The sequence below is a fragment of the Arthrobacter vasquezii genome, from assembly GCF_029455255.1.
Taxonomy (GTDB): domain Bacteria; phylum Actinomycetota; class Actinomycetes; order Actinomycetales; family Micrococcaceae; genus Arthrobacter_D; species Arthrobacter_D parietis.
The window spans coordinates 1-16,575 of record NZ_JAROKN010000061.1 but is presented as its reverse complement, the minus strand read 5'-3'; the positions used below and the strand labels follow the sequence as shown (position 1 = coordinate 16,575).

General features: G+C 65.3%; 17 protein-coding genes. 12 read left to right on the top strand and 5 right to left on the bottom strand.

The genetic code is table 11. The annotated features are described in order from the left end of the window. Both P4U43_RS15340 and P4U43_RS15335 read left to right on the top strand, forming a co-directional pair. A partial coding sequence (locus P4U43_RS15340) for an ATP-binding cassette domain-containing protein (protein ID WP_277359515.1) occupies positions 1-682 on the top strand: 682 nt, incomplete at its 5' end. Then, a complete protein-coding gene (locus P4U43_RS15335; protein ID WP_277359514.1) occupies positions 669-1,661 on the top strand; it encodes a GNAT family N-acetyltransferase in 993 nt (330 codons plus the stop codon). The genes P4U43_RS15340 and P4U43_RS15335, both read left to right, overlap by 14 nt. Before the next feature lie 9 nt (positions 1,662-1,670). Here the strand turns inward: P4U43_RS15335 and P4U43_RS15330 are convergent, their stop codons facing one another. Then, positions 1,671-4,148 (bottom strand): DNA gyrase/topoisomerase IV subunit A, encoded by a 2,478-nt coding sequence (locus P4U43_RS15330; RefSeq protein ID WP_277359513.1) that lies wholly within the window; start codon positions 4,146-4,148, stop codon positions 1,671-1,673. Positions 4,149-4,270: 122 nt separating this feature from the next. On the opposite strand from P4U43_RS15330, the gene P4U43_RS15325 reads away from it, so the two are divergent. The 4 genes from P4U43_RS15325 to P4U43_RS15310 all read left to right on the top strand — a co-directional run bounded on the left by P4U43_RS15325 (position 4,271) and on the right by P4U43_RS15310 (position 9,683). Continuing rightward, the gene (locus P4U43_RS15325) at positions 4,271-6,985 is read left to right on the top strand and encodes a bifunctional acetate--CoA ligase family protein/GNAT family N-acetyltransferase (protein WP_277359512.1); all 2,715 of its coding nucleotides are present in this window, start codon (positions 4,271-4,273) and stop codon (positions 6,983-6,985) included. Between the two features lie 83 nt (positions 6,986-7,068). Next, the gene (locus tag P4U43_RS15320; protein WP_277359511.1) at positions 7,069-7,746 is read left to right on the top strand and encodes a DUF5998 family protein; all 678 of its coding nucleotides are present in this window, start codon (positions 7,069-7,071) and stop codon (positions 7,744-7,746) included. A gap of 8 nt (positions 7,747-7,754) precedes the next feature. After that, complete coding sequence (locus tag P4U43_RS15315) at positions 7,755-8,948, top strand: alkaline phosphatase family protein (RefSeq protein ID WP_277359510.1); 1,194 nt, start codon at positions 7,755-7,757, stop codon at positions 8,946-8,948. Positions 8,949-8,951: 3 nt separating this feature from the next. After that, a complete protein-coding gene (locus tag P4U43_RS15310; RefSeq protein ID WP_277359509.1) occupies positions 8,952-9,683 on the top strand; it encodes a thymidine kinase in 732 nt (243 codons plus the stop codon). A 12-nt stretch (positions 9,684-9,695) separates the two neighbouring features. On the opposite strand, the gene sepH is transcribed toward P4U43_RS15310, so the two are convergent. Then, positions 9,696-10,982, bottom strand: coding sequence for a septation protein SepH (gene sepH, locus P4U43_RS15305; RefSeq protein ID WP_277359508.1), 1,287 nt, complete (start codon positions 10,980-10,982; stop codon positions 9,696-9,698). Between the two features lie 276 nt (positions 10,983-11,258). Between sepH and P4U43_RS15300 the strand changes: the two genes are divergently transcribed. Beyond that, entirely contained in the window at positions 11,259-11,558 is a 300-nt protein-coding gene (locus P4U43_RS15300; RefSeq protein WP_056547253.1) for a DUF4193 domain-containing protein, read from the top strand. Between the two features lie 51 nt (positions 11,559-11,609). Here the strand turns inward: P4U43_RS15300 and P4U43_RS15295 are convergent, their stop codons facing one another. Further along, positions 11,610-12,080, bottom strand: coding sequence for a DUF3093 domain-containing protein (locus P4U43_RS15295; protein ID WP_277359507.1), 471 nt, complete (start codon positions 12,078-12,080; stop codon positions 11,610-11,612). Between the two features lie 195 nt (positions 12,081-12,275). Here P4U43_RS15295 and dut point away from each other — a divergent pair, with 195 nt between their 5' ends. The 4 genes from dut (at position 12,276) to P4U43_RS15275 (ending at position 14,682) form a co-directional block, all read left to right on the top strand. Beyond that, positions 12,276-12,755, top strand: a complete 480-nt coding sequence (gene dut / locus P4U43_RS15290; protein WP_277359506.1) for a dUTP diphosphatase — start codon at positions 12,276-12,278, stop codon at positions 12,753-12,755. Positions 12,756-12,810: 55 nt separating this feature from the next. Further along, complete coding sequence (locus P4U43_RS15285) at positions 12,811-13,602, top strand: DUF3710 domain-containing protein (RefSeq protein WP_277359505.1); 792 nt, start codon at positions 12,811-12,813, stop codon at positions 13,600-13,602. Positions 13,603-13,687: 85 nt separating this feature from the next. Then, complete coding sequence (locus P4U43_RS15280) at positions 13,688-13,948, top strand: hypothetical protein (protein ID WP_277359504.1); 261 nt, start codon at positions 13,688-13,690, stop codon at positions 13,946-13,948. Further along, complete coding sequence (locus tag P4U43_RS15275) at positions 13,945-14,682, top strand: DUF3159 domain-containing protein (protein ID WP_404800757.1); 738 nt, start codon at positions 13,945-13,947, stop codon at positions 14,680-14,682. Before P4U43_RS15280 ends, P4U43_RS15275 begins: the two co-directional genes overlap by 4 nt. A gap of 10 nt (positions 14,683-14,692) precedes the next feature. On the opposite strand, the gene P4U43_RS15270 is transcribed toward P4U43_RS15275, so the two are convergent. Continuing rightward, positions 14,693-15,355, bottom strand: coding sequence for a potassium channel family protein (locus tag P4U43_RS15270; protein WP_056547268.1), 663 nt, complete (start codon positions 15,353-15,355; stop codon positions 14,693-14,695). After that, positions 15,352-16,026, bottom strand: a complete 675-nt coding sequence (locus tag P4U43_RS15265) for a potassium channel family protein (protein ID WP_056547271.1) — start codon at positions 16,024-16,026, stop codon at positions 15,352-15,354. The genes P4U43_RS15270 and P4U43_RS15265 overlap by 4 nt, the downstream gene beginning before the upstream one ends. Before the next feature lie 93 nt (positions 16,027-16,119). On the opposite strand from P4U43_RS15265, the gene P4U43_RS15260 reads away from it, so the two are divergent. Beyond that, positions 16,120-16,575, top strand: a 456-nt coding sequence (locus tag P4U43_RS15260) for an amino acid permease (protein WP_277359503.1), incomplete at its 3' end; no start/stop codon positions are given.

Genomic DNA, 16,575 nt, shown 5'->3' with positions numbered 1-16,575 from the left:
CGTGGACGCGGCGGTGCTCGCGCTGGTGGACGCCGCTGTGGGGTACGAGCCCGGTGCTCCAGTGGTAGAGGGCGTCACGCTCTCGGTGCGGAGTGGATCCTGGACCGCACTCACGGGTCCCTCGGGCAGCGGCAAATCGACCCTCATCGGCGCACTGCTCGGGTTCCTGCCACTCAGCAGCGGCAGCTACCTGGCAGGGGCCGCGGCTGACGGCGGAATGCTGCCCGCCGCCTGGTGCCCGCAGGAAGGCCACCTGTTCGACTCCTCGGTGCGGGCCAACCTCCTGCTTGCCCGTTCCCCGCAGGAACACGCTGATGATGATGAGCTGTGGCGGGTTCTCGAAGCCGTAGGGCTGGCCGATACCGTGCGGGGGCGCACGGACGGGCTGGACACCAAAATCGGCCCGGGCGGGAACAGGTTCTCCGGCGGCGAGCGGCAGCGCCTCGCGGTTGCCCGCGCGCTGTTGACCAGAGCGTCGGTGCTGATCCTCGACGAGCCCACTGCCCACCTTGACGCCGACGGCGCTTTCCGCCTCCTGCGTGACCTGCGGAGCGGGCTGGGGGATCGGCCGGTGCTCCTGGTCACCCACGACCGCGCCGAAGCGTTCCGCTGTGACACCGGCGTCGAACTGGCTGCCGGCAGCGAGGGCAATCACTTAAGCTGGGAGCATGCCTACGCCTGAGCTCATTCCAACCCACCAGCAGCTGAGCTGGCGGGCAATAACAGCCACAGACCTTGAGGACTGGGAGTCGCTGCTACGCCGGATGGCGGTCGCTGACAAGCCGGACTGGATCGAACAGCGCGCTGACCTGGAGGAAGTCCTCGAAGCTTCCAAGAATGATCCCGTGCTGGACACCGTCATGGGTTTCGATGATGGCGGCACACCGCGCGCCTTCGGGCGGATCAGTGCAAATCCGGGTTCACAGCTGGTGCACGTTTTCGGGGGAGTCGATCCGGAATGGCGACGGCGGGGGATCGGCCGGGCGATTCACGGCTGGCAGGTCGAGCGTGCGGGTAAGAGACTGGCGGAAGCAGGGGTGGAAGGAGGCTTCATCCGTTCCTACGTGGAGGAGCTCAATCCGGGGCATCGCGCGCTCATGGAGTCGGCCGGCGGCACCATCACCCGGTGGTTCACGGAAATGACCCGCGATCTCTCGGAGGACATCCCGGAGGTCGATCTCGACCCGGAATTCGAGATCGTAGCGTTCAGCGACGACCTCTCCGAGGCCATCCGCCTGGCGCATAACGAGGCTTTCCAGGATCACTGGGGGAGTGAGCCTCGGGATGAGGAGAGCTGGCGGTTCACCGTCAGCCACCCGGAGTTCCGGGCGGAGTGGAGCCTTGCCGCCATCGACAACTCCTCCGGTGAGGTGGCCGCGTACGAGATCGCGAGCTATGACCCCGAGTCCAGGGAACTGGTCGGCCACGATGAGGGCTACACCGAGCTGCTGGGCGTGAGACGCGACTGGCGTGGGCGTCGTCTCGCACCTGCGCTCCTGGCCGAAGCCATGCGCCGTTTCAAGGCAGACGGCATGGAGAACGCCGGGCTGGGCGTGGACACCGAGAACCCCTCCGGCGCCCTCGGCCTGTATGAGCGCATGGGGTACACCCCAACGCGCCGGTCGATGGTCTTCGAGAAGCAGCTCGCGCAGCCGGAGTAGTACCGGCTCCTACTCCGGACTTGGCCCGATCGCCTCGACGGGTTGTGACAGCGCCACCCCTGACCCGTCGCGGCGCCCGTGTTCGGTCGGAAGTGCCCGGGCAACGCCGGTGGCTGATACGGCCCGCGCCGGCCCGTGTCCCGCCCAGGCAAGCACCAGATGGTCCTCGCCCTTCAGGAAGCGGTGGCAACGGACGCCGCCCGTTGCCCGTCCCTTGGCCGGGTACTCTGCGAATTCCGTCACCTTCACCGATCCGGGGGTGGTTCCGGGCAGTGCCTCGCTCCCGGCTGCGATGGTGACGACGACGGCGGCAGGATCTCCCGCGCGCACCGCACCGAAAAAGAGGACGGTGTCCTCAGCTCCCAGCTTGATGCCGGCCACGCCGCCTGCGGTGCGTCCCTGAGGCCGGACGGCGCCACCCGGGAAGCGCAACAGCTGCGCTTCCCGGGTGATGAAAACGAGGTCGTCGGAGTCCTCAGCGGCCGCAAGGCCGACCACACTGTCCCGCGACTTGAGGGTGATTGCCTCCCAATCATCCCGGTTGAGCGGGTAGTCCGGGACTACACGCTTGACGATCCCCTGGGCGGTTCCAAGCGCGAACGTCTTGTCCAGCGGGACGAGGCCCACCAGCGATTCGCCGCGCTCCAGCGTGATGAACTCCTTGATGGAAACCCCGCCGGCCAGATTCGGTGTGGTGTTCGTCGGCGGCAGAGCGGGCATGTCCACAACCTGGAGCCGCAGCATGCGGCCCGCCGAGGTGAGGGCGCCGATCTCCGCTCGGGCGGTGGTTGCGACAACAGAGGCGAAGGCGTCGTGCTTGACGCGTTGGCCGCCGTCGGACATCGGCTCCCGTCCCGTGGTGCGGGCGAGCTGTCCTGAGGTCGAGAGAAGAACCCAGCAGGGGTCGTCGGCGATCTCCAGGGCAAGAGGCGCTTTGGCTCCGTTGCCGGCAGGCGTGGGCAGAACCGTGCCCTTCAAGGGCGCGCTGGCCTCCGACTCCAGAAGCACGGTGCGCCGCGGCGTGGCGAACTGTTCCGCGATGGCGGCGAGTTCATCCGATACCAGCCCGCGCAGCCTCTGCTCGGAGCCGAGGATTTCCTCAAGTGCGGCAATCTCCCTGCGCAGCTCGTCCTGCTCCTTCTCCAGCTCGATGCGGGAGTACTTGGTCAGCTGGCGCAACCGGAGTTCAAGAATGTAGTTGGCCTGGATCTCGGTCAGATCATAGATTGCCATCAGCCGCTCGCGGGCAGCTGCGGCCTCATCCGAGGACCGGATGATTTGGATGACCTCGTCGATGTCCACAATGGCAATCAGCAGGCCCTCAACGAGGTGGAGCCGGTCCTTCTTCTTCCCGAGCCGGTAGGAGGTACGGCGCCGGACAACCGAGATCCGGTGGCTGACGTACACCTGAAGCAGTTCGACCAGACCGAGGGTGCGGGGCTGGCCGTCCACCAGGGTGACGTTGTTGATGCCGAAGGAATCCTCCATCGGCGAGTACCGGTAGAGCTGCGCCAGCACGGCGTTGGGATTGAAGCCGTTCTTGAGCTCGATGACCAGCCGCAGCCCGTGCGTACGGTCAGTCAAATCCACGATGTCGGAAATGCCCTGCAGCTTCTTCGCTGTTACAGCATCCTTGATCTTCTCGATCACCTTTTCCGGCCCCACCATGTAGGGCAGTTCCGTGACCACCAACCCGGTGCGGCGGGCCGAAAGCTGCTCAACCTCCACGGTGGCGCGGGTCTTGAAGGAGCCGCGGCCGCTCGCATACGCGTCACGGATGCCGTCCAGCCCGACGATCTTGCCGCCGCTCGGGAGGTCCGGCCCCGGAACGAAGCGCATGAGGTCTTCCAGCGTGGCGTCCGGGTTGTCGATCAGGTGCCGTGCCGCTGAAATGACCTCCCCGAGGTTGTGCGGCGCCATGTTGGTGGCCATGCCGACAGCGATTCCGGTTGCCCCGTTGACGAGGAGGTTCGGGAAGGCTGCCGGGAGGACCTCGGGCTGGGTGAGCTGATTGTCGTAGTTCGGAATGAAATCGACGACGTCCTCGCCGAGGTGGTCCGTCATGGTCAGGGCCGCAGCAGCGAGCCGCGCCTCGGTGTAGCGGGCAGCGGCCGGGCCGTCATCGAGCGAACCGAAGTTTCCGTGCCCGTCAATCAGGGGAAGGCGGAGCGAAAAGTCCTGGGCCATGCGCACCATGGCGTCGTAGATGGCTGCATCGCCATGGGGGTGAAGCTTGCCCATGACCTCCCCGACCACGCGCGCCGACTTCACGTGACCGCGGTCGGGACGCAAACCCATGTCAGTCATCATGTACAGGATCCGGCGCTGTACCGGCTTCAAGCCGTCGCGGGCGTCCGGGAGGGCACGCGAGTAGATCACCGAATAGGCGTACTCCAGGAAGGAGCCCTCCATTTCGGAGGTGACGTCGATGTCGATGATCTTCTCGGTGTAATCCCTCTCGGGGGGTGTGGCTTGGCGCCTTGCCATGGTGTGTCGAATCCTTCGGCAGCTGATCGCGTAGGTGGTATGCGGTGGTCGGTAGGTCGTGTGGGCGGACGGCAACCGGGCTCCGGCTGACGGAAAAGGCAGCCGCCCACTACTGTGAGTCTATGGTGGCTGACGGACTATACCCCGAATATTGGGAGGCGGACGTCGTGTTGCGGGACGGCTCGACCGGCCATCTCCGGCCCATCTCGCCGCTGGATGCGGACGCCGTCCAGGCATTCCATATGAGGCAGTCCCAGAACTCCATCTACCTGCGGTTCTTCACCTATAAGGCCTCGCTGAGCGCCAGGGAACTCAAGCGGTTCACCGAGGTGGACCACGCGGGCCGCGTGGCCTTCGTCGTGACCCGTGGCCAGGACATCATCGGCATCGGCCGTTATGACCGCCTCGATGATCCCGACGAGGCCGAGGTCGCCTTCAACGTATCTGACGCCTATCAGGGCCGGGGGTTGGGGTCTATCCTGCTCGAGCACCTCGCCGTCGCAGCCCGGGAGAACGGCATCCGGCGATTCACCGCCGAGGTGCTGCCCGAAAACCGGAAGATGATCACGGTGTTCGCCGAAGCCGGCTACGAGGTGGACCGCCGCTTCGATGACGGTGTCGTGGAGCTGACGTTCAATATCGACCCGACCGACAAGTCCCGCGCAGTGATGGAAGCACGTGAGCACCGCGCCGAGGCGCGCAGCATGCAGACCCTGCTGGCGCCGTCCTCGGTTGCAGTGATCGGTGCCAGCCGCAGCTGGGGGAGCGTGGGCTACTCGCTGCTCGAACACATCGTCGACGGTGGATTCACTGGACCGGTTGCCGGCGTCAACCCCGAGGCGTTCGAGCTTAACGGCATGGTGGCCTACGGCTCCATTGCAGAGATACCCCATCCTGTGGATCTCGCCGTGATTGCGGTGCCCTACAATCAGGTGCTCGCTGTCGCCGGGGAGTGCGGGCGGGCAGGTGTGAAAGGGCTGCTTGTCGCGACGGCGGGGTTCGCCGACGACGACGGCGAAGGACTCGCGCGCCAGCGCGCGCTGGTGCACAGCGCCCGTTCCTACGGCATGCGGGTTGTGGGTCCGGCATCCCTGGGCATCATCAACACGGATCCAGCCGTGCGGCTGAATGCATCGATGGCGCCCGAATTGCCGGAGCGTGGCGGGCTGGGCCTCTTCAGTCAGTCAGCAGCAATCGGCGTCATGCTCCATGCCGCCGCCAGCCGGCGCGCCATCGGATTGTCCTCGGCGCTGTCCGCCGGCAACCGGGCGGACGTCTCCGGTAATGACGCCATGCAGTACTGGGAGGATGATCCGAACACCCGGGCCGTAGCACTGTACCTGGAGTCGATCGGCAATCCGCGCAAATTCTCCCGGATCGCACGCAGACTTTCCCGCATGAAGCCGGTTATCGTCGCCAAGTCCGACGTCATGGGACTGCAGCTGCCGCCCGGCCATGCGGTACGCACAACGCAGGCGCCCAGTGGCGCACTCGACGCGATGTTGCGGCAGTCCGGGGTAATCCGCGTCGAGACCACCGAACAACTGATGGACGTAGCGCAGATTGTGGTCGGCCAGCCTGTTCCCGGCGGAACGGGAGTGGCTGTCTTCAGCAACTCACTTGCCCTGGGGAAAGTGCTCGCGGACGCGGCGCTTGCACAGGAACTGAACGTGGTGCGGCTGAATGCGCACCTTGATCTCGACGCAGGGCAGTCCGTGGCACTGTCCGCCCTCAAAACGGCGTTCACCGAGGCACTCGCGGATCCGGAGGTGCACTCCCTCATTCTCACCCTCATTCCGGTGGTCGGGCTCTCCTTCGAGGCGATCCTGCCGGTGCTGCAGGAGTGCGGCGCCGCTGCGGCCAAGCCAGTTGTCGCATGCTTCACCGGCGTGCTGGATCCGGCCGCGCAGCTTGAGGGGTTGCGTGCCGCCCGCGGTACTTATTCACGCCGCGGGGACGAGCCCGGAGACGGTGACGCCTCCGTACCTTGCTTTGCCAGTCCCGGAGCCGCTGTGTCTGCGTTGGGCGCGGTCGTCCGGTACAGCCGCTGGAGGGAGCGCGAGCATGGTGTGTTCGCGCAGCTGGACAGCGTCGATGAGGAAGGCGCTGCTGCCCTGCTCGGCAGTGTCCTGTCCGATGTGCGGGATGTGGGGCTGCGCCGTCTCGACAGCGGCCAGCTGCACGAGCTCCTCGACTGTTACGGCATCAACGTGCTGCCCTCGATTCCCTTCGATTCAGCTGACGAGGCTGTCGAGGCCGCAGACTCGCTGGGATGGCCGGTTGCGCTGAAGACGGTTGAAGAGAATTTGCGGCACCGCCTCGATTTCGGCGGAGTGCGGCTCAACATCCCGGATGCCTCCGGCCTGCGCGCGGGGATCGAAGCCATGCGGGCCGAACTTCGCCCCTTCGGGAGTCCCGGCCTGGAAGTCCAGCCCATGGCGCCGCCGGGGCAGGCCTGCGTGATCAGGGCGATCGAGGACCCCCTGCTTGGACCTGTAGTGTCATTCGGGATGGCCGGAGATGCGGTGAACCTGCTCGACGACTGGGCGCACGGCATTCCGCCGCTGACCACTTTGGACGCTGCAGATCTTCTCCGGACGCCGCGGGCAAGCCGACGGCTTTTCGGCTACCAGGGGCTGCCGCCAGTGGACGTTCCAGCCATCGAGGATCTCCTCCTGCGGGTTGCCCTGCTCAAGGACCGGCATCCCGAGATTGCGTTGCTGCGTTTCAACCCGGTTCTGGTCTCAGCCAGCGGGCTCGCCGTCCTCAGCGCAGAAATCAGCGTAGGAAACCCCCAGCAACGCACTGACAGCGCACGCCGGGCGATGCGCGACTGACTCGCCCCAGGCAGCCCCGCCGGGCCGGTGCCTCGGTCCACACCGGTTAGGCGTGCGCCCTCGGCATAAGTCACACTGGAATCATGACTCCATCGCTGTCGGCGGAACGCCGCGACCTGGATGCCTCCCTCGAACGAGCGGGCTTCTACCCGCGGCTGGTGGCCGACGTCGTCCATGATGCCCTGGATGGCAGGGAACCCCTCTCGCACGTGGTTCATCTGGAGACCCATTTCGAGCGGACCGAAATTCGACGGCACATCACCGTCCTTGTTCTGACCGAGGACATGCTGGTGGTCACGCACGTGGATGACCAACAACTGGACGACACCGGAGAGCAAGTAACGGCGCAGGTGTCCACCGAGTCGGTTCCGGTCAGCCAGATCCGCTCGGTTGTGCTCAGCTACCAGTACGCGCAGCCGCAGAACTACAAACCGTCCGATCCCGTCCGTGAACTCACCCTCGGCATTGCCTGGTCCGGCGGTCAGCGGCTGGACATGGGACCGGCGAGCTGCGGCGATCCGCAGTGCGATGCCGATCACGGGTACACCGGCACCATCGCACAGGAAGACATCGTGCTTCGCGTCAGCGCGGAAGCTGACGGTCTGCAGGCTGTGCAGAACGCCAAGTCCTTCGCCCGTGCCCTGCGCACGGTGAGCACCGCCAATCCGGCCGTCTCCGGCGTCGTCGTGAACCAGCCGGGACCAAACCGGAGGCAGCCCGGGCTGGCCACCCGTTTCAGCCGAGCCCATCACGGGCGGTAGTCCTGCCCGTGCCAACCTCACCGCTCCACACGGAGCCTCTCCCAGCCGCGCCCGCCTACGGCCGCTCAACCATCGCCGAGGTCTTCACCAGTTCTGCGTCAGCTCTCGGACTCCCCGGATTTCCCAATGCACTGGACCTGCCGGCCGCGCCTCGGGTGTGTGTGGTGCTGGTGGACGGACTCGGCGCCGCGCTGCTGCGCAAACGCTCCGGCCATGCACCTTTCCTGCGGCAGTTCCTCGACTCGTCCCGCAAGCTGGGATCGGTCTTTCCGAGCACGACGGCGGCCGCGCTCGCCTCACTCGGCACCGGATTGGCGCCGGGACAACACGGGCTGGTGGGCTACGACGTCCTGGACCCTGCACAGGACAAAGTGGTGAACATGCTCGGCGGCTGGGATGCCATGGTGCAACCCGGACGATGGCAGCCCCACCCCACGGTGTTTGAGAGGGTCGCAGCCGAACTTCCAGTCACGAGCGTAGGGCTCGCGCGCTTCGACGGGTCGGGGCTGACCCGGGCAGCGCTGCGAGGCGGCAGGTACGTGGCAGGAGGTACCCCCGAGGCACGGGTGCAGGCGGTGTGCAAGGCGCTGGGTGCGAGCGATCAGGCGCTCGTCTACCTCTATCTGAATGAGCTCGACAAGACCGGGCACCGCTCAGGCTGTGCTTCTCCCGAGTGGGGGGACCGGCTTGAAGACCTGGACCGGACCATGCGATCCCTCGCCGCGAAGGTCCCGCCCCACACCCTGCTGCTGCTGACGGCGGATCACGGCATGGTGGATGTTGCGCCGGAGCAGCACGTCGACTTCTCGGCTGATGCCTCGCTGGTCGACGGCGTCGCGCATACCGGAGGAGAGCCGCGCATGGTTCACCTCTATACAGAGCCGGACCTGCCTGACGCCGGCATGCAGCGTCTAGTCGATTCCTGGCGGACGGCGCACAGTGCGCATGCGTGGATCCTCACCCGAAAGGAGGCGATCACCGCAGGACTGTTCGGGACAGTCTCGCCGGACGTCGAGCCTCGGATCGGGGATGTCCTGATCGCAGCGAGGGAACCGGTAGCGTTCTACGACACCCGCCGGGTCCCGGCGTCAGCACTCGAGATCGTTGGTCAGCACGGCTCCCTCACGCGTGCCGAGCGTGAAGTGCCGTTGCTCACCCTGGTGAAGCCGGGGCCCGGTCCGGTTCGGATGGTCGGACGCTAATCCATGGCCGAGCTCATTTTCTTCTCCGGGACCATGGATTGCGGCAAGTCCACTCTTGCCCTGCAGATGGATCACAACCACAGCGCCCGCGGACGCGCCGGGCTGCTCTTCAGCTCTCATGACCGTGCGGGGGAGTCTGTCATCTCGAGTCGGCTGGGACTCATGACCCAGGCAACTGAGGTCCGCTCTGACACCGATTTCTGGGAGGAGCTGGTCAGAAGCCGCACTCACGGAACCCGTGTCGACTACCTCATCTGCGATGAGGCGCAGTTCTACACGCCCGTGCAGATTGAGCAGCTTGCGCGCATCGTCGACGACATGGCCATAGACGTCTTCGCCTTTGGAATCACCTCCGACTTCCGCACGCAGCTGTTTCCGGGGTCGCGGCGGCTGATTGAACTGGCCGACAGGACGCAGGTCCTTCAGGTGGAGGCATTGTGCTGGTGCGGGCGCCGGGCCACGCACAACGCGCGCACGGTTGACGGCGTCATGGTCGTCGAGGGAGAACAGATGGTGGTCGGAGATGTTGAACCGTCCAGCACCGAAAGCGATCCCGGCCAGCCGCGGCTGACGGGCGGAGGGCTCGATGAACTCGATCTTCCGGCCGGTCCGGTGATCGGTTATGAGACGCTCTGCCGGAGGCACCATATGCGCAGAGTGACGGCGCATACTGCGCGCACCCACGCCGGCAGCGACGTGCCGCTGCCCTTCGATCCGGCTGCCGCAAGGCTCTGAGACCGGGGACTGTTAGTCGCCCTTGGTCCCGAACACGATCTCGTCCCAGCTGGGCACGCTGGAACGCCGGGGCTTCAGTTTCCGGTCAGCGTTCTGATCAGTTGCTTTGGCTGGAGCATCGTCCGGTTCCGATTCCGGAACTCGTTCCGGTGACCCTTCCGAGCGGCGGTCCGACCCCCTGCTCTCGGACCGCGGAACCGCAGCCTCGTCAGTGTCGCGGGCGAAGCGCTGCGGCCTCGCGATGACGCTTACTTCACGCGTGTCGGTGCTGACGCCTTCGAAAAGACGGGGAGTGCCGTCGTCGTACGTGTGGTCTTCGGAGTCTTTGCCTTCAAAAATGGAGGGAGCCAGGCTCAGCCCCGGGAAGGGAGTCGGATCAGCGCTGCCGGAATCGTCGGTGCCCTCTGCCTCGTCAGCTCCCTGGCGGGGGTGAGCGGCTGGAATGTGGCCCTTGGCGAGCATCAGGGCCAGCGCATCATCGCCGTCTTCATCCGCACCCAGCCGCTGCCCTCGGCGTGAGCGCAGTACTTCGAGCAGTTCGTCGGAATCGTCCTCTTCAGGGGAGTCAACGGCCGCATCCGTTTCAAAATCGAAGACCCTGTCCGCGACCGCACTCAGCTTCCGGGAGGGCAGCGGACCATCCAGCGGCTCAAGCTCGCTCAGGACCTGCGCCCAGCGGTTTGCGTTGAGGACCGCGCGCCGGGACGGGTTGAACGTCCACTGCGCCGGCGGCTCCTCACCGACGGAGGCGGCGGATCCTGTGGGCAGCTCGAACCTGACCACGACCGCCCACAAACCATCCGGCTTTCGCCAGGCGTCCCATTGCGCTGTATCAGGGTCCACTCCGAAGGCGCGCAGCCGGAAGCGCACCATATCCTCAAGCTGGGCCGGGCTTTCGCCGAACGCGGAGCGGTATCCGTCATTGGACGGCAGCGGGGAGGCGACTTCCACGCGCTGCGCCAGGTGAGCCATGTAGTCGCGTTCGGCGCGGACCGGGCCTTCGTAGCGCAGCACGTGCTGCAGTTCGACGCCCGTCTCATCGACGATGTCCTGGGCGGTTGCGCCGCTGCGGATCCTCGCCTGAATATCTCGGGGCGCAAGGGAGGGGCGCTTGGCTGCACCGCCCGGCCGCTCGGTATCAGCGGACGGCTCCTGCCGTGCCGCCGGACGTGTGGATGGCCTCGAGCTCGCCATCCGCAACGCCTCGTTGACGGGCAGGCGGAACGAAGCCCCGCCCTCACCGCTCAGCAGCAGATGACCTCCGCCCTCATCCACGCCTACCAGCCGTAGCTCCTGCATGAAAAACCCTCCAGCCGACATACATTACTTTCAGTGAAACTCTGCCATTCAAAGGGGTTGGCTCCTACTCCATCCCTGGTGTGGCGCGGAACTTGTGCTCTGATTGGCTTTTGAGGGAGCGATCAGCAACAATCTCTGCGGTGCGGGCACAAAAGCGGCCCTCTCAGCGTTGTGACACGGACAGGATTCCTGCGCTTTACGGCACCGTTCCTGTAGCGCGGATTTGACCATGGCACCTATGACCACTTACATCCACCGGAGCGTGAACTACTAACTATGGCGACTGACTATGATGCGCCGCGGAAGACTGATGACGAAGTCAGCGAAGACTCGATTGAAGAGCTGAAGTCCCGCCGCACGGACAAGCAGTCCGCGGTTGTCGACGAGGATGAGACGGAGGCTGCGGAAGGCTTTGAGCTTCCCGGCGCCGACCTCTCCGGCGAAGAACTGCTTGTGCGCGTGCTCCCCGCCCAGGCCGACGAATTCACGTGTGCCTCGTGCTTCCTGGTGCGTCATCGCTCACAGATTGCGAAGGAAAAGGGCGGGTTGGCCTACTGCAAGGACTGTGAAGGCTGACTTCCGCTATCTTCCGGATGCTCTCACCCGTTCGTGTCGCGTGCCGAAGCGTCACCCTCCCTGCGCCGGGGCGGTCAGCGCGGCTTTGAGCTGCTCCGGCCGCCTCGTCGACGTCAACCAGTACGGCGTGGGATCCTCTGCGTCCTCGATCGTGATCCTGACGACGGGCGAGATCCACCCGCGAATGCAGAGGTAGGCCCTCCCATGCAGCTCGGTTCCGCGCTGCGCGGTGGCGTCGGCGCCTGTGAACGCCGTGACGTCGCCGAGGTACCGGCGCTCGATCTGTGCCTTGCCCACCTGGAGTTCCGCAGCGGTTACCCGAATTCGCGGTGTGGACAGCACCAGCAGGGTGGTCAATACGGCCGCAACAACGACGGCGGCAACAATCCCCGCCTCGATGCTGATCGGTATGAACGTGAACACCGAGGCGACGGCTGCGCCGGCCACCACCATCCAGATCCACGGTGCCGGCCACAACTTCTCTTCGTAAAGAACCGATTCACCGGCGGATCCTGTAGGCATGTCAGCTAGCTAAGCACCTTTCCGACCGCTTTTCATCCTGGCGCGAAGGCGCTGGCCCGCAGGTGGAAGCGCTAGAGTAAAAGGAGCAAAGGGCTCCGGCGCATTCCGCGCTTTCGGCGCATCGCGCCGGTGAGCAGCGCGTGCAGTGCCCGCCCCCAAAGAACCGTGCCATCAAAGAATCGTGCAGGAGAAGACATGCTTGATACCGCGGAAGCTCTATCCGTGCAGATCAAAATGCTCGACGACGGACTCGAACCACCTGCTTATGCACACGCCGGTGACGCCGGCGCCGACCTGTCCACGAGGATCGACTTCGAACTCCAGCCGGGCGAGCGCGCACTCATTCCTACCGGTGTCTGCATCGCACTGCCGATAGGGTACGCGGCGTTCGTCCACCCCCGGTCGGGGCTGGCTGCACGGCACGGAATCACTGTGGTCAACGCGCCCGGCACGGTAGACGCCGGTTATCGCGGAGAAATTGCCGTGACGCTGCTCAATACCGATGCGTCGGCGCCGTTGACTTTCCGCCGGGGCGACCGCATCGCCCAGCTGGTTATTCAGAAGGTGGAGCAGGCGACATTCGTAGCGGTGGAGAACCTTCCGGACTCAGCGCGCGGAGCCGGCGGTTTCGGATCCACGGGCGGATTCGCTCCGACCGCAGAAGCCTCACGCTGACGCAACCGACCGGCAGCGACCAGCTGCCCATGACCATCGAAGGAGGAACCCGATCATGATCTTCGGGCGCCGCAAGAAAAGCCAGCATCAGAGCGAAGCAGCAGAGACAGCTCAAGACGACACGGCATCGATCTCGCCTGACGAAACCGCAGGGGACCGCGAAGAACGTGGTGCAGAGAATGCTCCAGCTCAGGCTGAGCCGACTCCCGGACGTGCTTCAACAGGCCCATTCGATGAGTCGGAGAAAGACACAGCGGCGGGGTACATCGACCTCGGCGCCCTCCGCATTGCCGCTGCCGAGAACCTTCAGCTCCGCCTCGAGGTTGAGGAACGGACCAAACGCGTGATCGCTGTGACGCTGGATATCAATGGCTCCAACCTGCAGCTCCAGGCCTTCGCCGCTCCACGGTCGGAGGGGCTCTGGGATGAAATCCGTGAGCAGATTGGTGCCTCGGTGGGCTCGCAGGGCGGAACCGTCTCGGAGCGGCAGGGCGAGTTCGGGACTGAACTGATTGCCAAGCTACCCGCGCAGACACCGGACGGCCGCGCCGGTTTCCGCGTTGCCAGATTTGTCGGCGTTGACGGTCCGAGGTGGTTCCTCCGGGGAGTGTTCGGCGGCCCCGCTGCCATGGATCCTGCGATCGCCGGGCCCATGGAGCAGCTCTTCCGCAACGTGGTTGTGGTTCGAGGAGACCATCCGCTGCCTCCGCGTGAACTTCTTCCGCTCAAGCTGCCGAAGGACGCCGGAGCCCCGAAGCAGCCTGAGCAGCCTGAGCAGCCTGAGGAGCCAAAAGCGACACCGGATGACCCGCTTCGGCGGGGCCCCGAGATCACTCACATTGGCTGACCACGGTGCACCAGGGAACCCGGCAGCGGCACCGGCTCCATTACCGGCGCGCGGACGGTTCGCCGGCAGCGGCTTCGTCGAACGGGTGAGGATTCTGCCACGCAGCTCCGCGCCGCAGTTCGACGCCACGATTGCCCTGCACACCCAGCGGGCTGCCTCCCCGGCCGCGGAAGCCGCGTCCCCGGGAACCCGCGTCCGGCTTGTCTGGATCGGCCAGCGCCGCATCCCGGGGATCGACCCCGGAGTCGATCTGGCTTTCGAGGGCATGGTCAGCCTCATCGACGGCATTCCCACCATCCACAACCCGCGGTACGAGATTGTCTGCCGTCCTGAGGAGTCACTGTGAACCAGCCCGCTGAGGACCGCACCGGCGGCGACGCCTCGGATAATCCCGGGGAACCGGTTCCAGACTTGAGCATGAGTGCGCTTGCCGGCCAGTATGCGGCAAAGGCCGGGGTTCGTCAGGACGAAAGCGGGCGAATTGACGTCCTCCAGTCGATCGGGGGTATGCGTGGTCTGGCCGAGAGCATCCTTCCGGGTCTTCTGTTCACGGTGGTTTTCACCATCCTGCGGGACCTGCAGATCTCGCTCATCGTTGCCCTTGCCGTCTCGGCCGTCTTCACGATCACACGATTGCTGACCAAGACACCGCTCACCCAGGCTCTGTCCGGGCTGATTGGTGTGGGAATCTGCGCGTTCGTCGCCAACCGGACCGGCAACGCGGAAGACTTTTTCCTTCCGGGTTTTTTCACCAATGCCGCGTATATCGTGGGCATGGTCGTTTCCATTGCGGTCAAGTGGCCGCTGGCCGGGCTGCTCTTCGGGTTCATCCGGGGAGAGGGAACCGAGTGGCGCAGGAACGCGTCGAGGATCCGGGCCTACTCGCTGGCCACCTGGCTGATCGTTGCCGTGCTCGCGCTGAGGCTCATCGTGCAGGTGCCGCTGTATCTGGCAGACAACATCGCGGCGCTCGGCACCGCCCGGGTTGCGATGGGAGTTCCGCTCTATGCGCTCGGGCTCTGGTTCGCCTGGCTCGTCTCCCGGCCGGCGCTTGTGAAGAAGGAGCATCCCCCGGCCTGACACAGGCTTGTCAGGAAGCGGGCCGTAGAGCTGCTCTCAGTGCGTCTTCCGCGGCAATTGCAGCGACGAAGAACAGTTCATCGCCGGCTTCGACAACATCATCGGGGCTGGGCGTGATGGGGGCATCGTCACGGAGGATCGCCACGGCCGTGCAGTCGGCCGGCAGTTCAATCGATCCGAGAGTCCGTCCCACGAGCGGGGAATCCTGCGGAACAGTGAACTCCACAATCGCTGAGACACCTGTCTGTAGCGTCAGCAGTCGCACCAGGTCGCCGATCTCCACCGCTTCCTCCACGAGCGCGGTCATCAGCCGCGGAGTGTTCACCGCTACATCCACGCCCCAGGAGTCGTCGAACATCCAGTCGTTCTTCGGGTTGTTGACCCGGCCCACGGTGCGCCCTACCCCGAACTCGCTCTTCGCGAGGAGGGAAACCACCAGATTCACCTTGTCATCACCGGTAGCCGAGACAACGACGTCGGCCTCGTCCAGCCGGGCGTCCTTCAGGGTGGTGAGTTCACAGGCATCGCCGATCAGCCAGCGCGCGCCCTTCAATCCGCTTCGGCCGACCACCTCCGGCTTCTCGTCAATCAGCAGGATGTCGTGGTTATTGGAGAGAAGTTCCCGCGCGATGGATGACCCGACACTCCCGGCCCCGGCGATGACAACCTTCATTCCTGCTCCTCCCGAGGCGGCTTCGACAGTACCCGAGCCACTTCGTCTGTTGCGACAGTTTCCATCATGGCGTGGACTACATCGCCTTCCTGGTAGCTGGTCCCGGAGACCGGCAGCATTCCCTCACCGAATCGGGTGAGGTAAGCAACGCGGACCCCTGCCGCTGATTCGATTTCCTTCACAGACCTGCCGAGCCAACCGTCATGGAGTGCGAGTTCACCGAGGATGAGCCTGCCCGAGGATTCACGGAAGTCACCGTTGATGCTCTGTTCAGGCAGAATCCGGCGCAGAACCTGGTCGGCGCTCCACCGGACCGCCGCCACCGTGGGTATTCCCAGCCGCTGGTAGATTTCGGCCCGTCCGGGATCGTAGATCCTGGCGACGACGTGCGGCACGTGAAAGATTTCCCGGGCAACCCGGGTTGCAAGGATATTCGAATTGTCTCCGCTGGAGACAGCCGCAAAGGCATAGGCGTTTTCAATGTCGGCGTTTTTCAGGGTGTCGCGGTCAAACCCCACACCCGTGACCTTGCGGCCGCCGAATGAGCCCCTCAGCCGGCGGAACGCGCGGTCGTCCTGATCGATGATCGCAACGCTGTGCCCGGACTCGTCGAGCGTATGCGCAAGGCTGACTCCCACCCGGCCGCAACCCATGATTACGAAATGCGCCACTGACCACCCCTGGTTGTCTGCTTCCCGATTGTCAGACCTAAGCGTAGTGGTCCGGTAGAGGCGACGCCGCTCAAACGCGCTAGTCTGTGGGCTGTGCTGACATTCTTCGAGGCCGTCAAGCGGGTGCTGGTGGGCAAACCGTTCCGCAATGACCGGCTCCGGCATGAGACCCTGCCCAAGAAGATCGCCATGCCGCTGTTCTCCACCAGCGCGCTGTCCTCGGCAGCGTACTCGCCGGACGAGATTCTCCTCACCCTCGCGCTGGCGGGCGTTACAGCTGTTGCTGTGTCGCCCTGGGTGGGTCTCGCCGTCATCGTGGTGCTGCTGGTGGTCATAGCGTCCTACCGTCAATCAGTGCACGCCTATCCTTCAGGCGGTGGCGATTACGAGATCGCCCGGCGAAATCTGGGCAACGGGGCCGGCGTGACCGTCGCCGCGGCCCTCATGGTGGACTACGTCCTCACCGTGGCGGTGTCGGTCTCCGCCGCCGCGCACTATCTAATCTCGCTGGCGCCGGCCCTGGCGGGCACGCAGAGCGCGCTGGCGGCG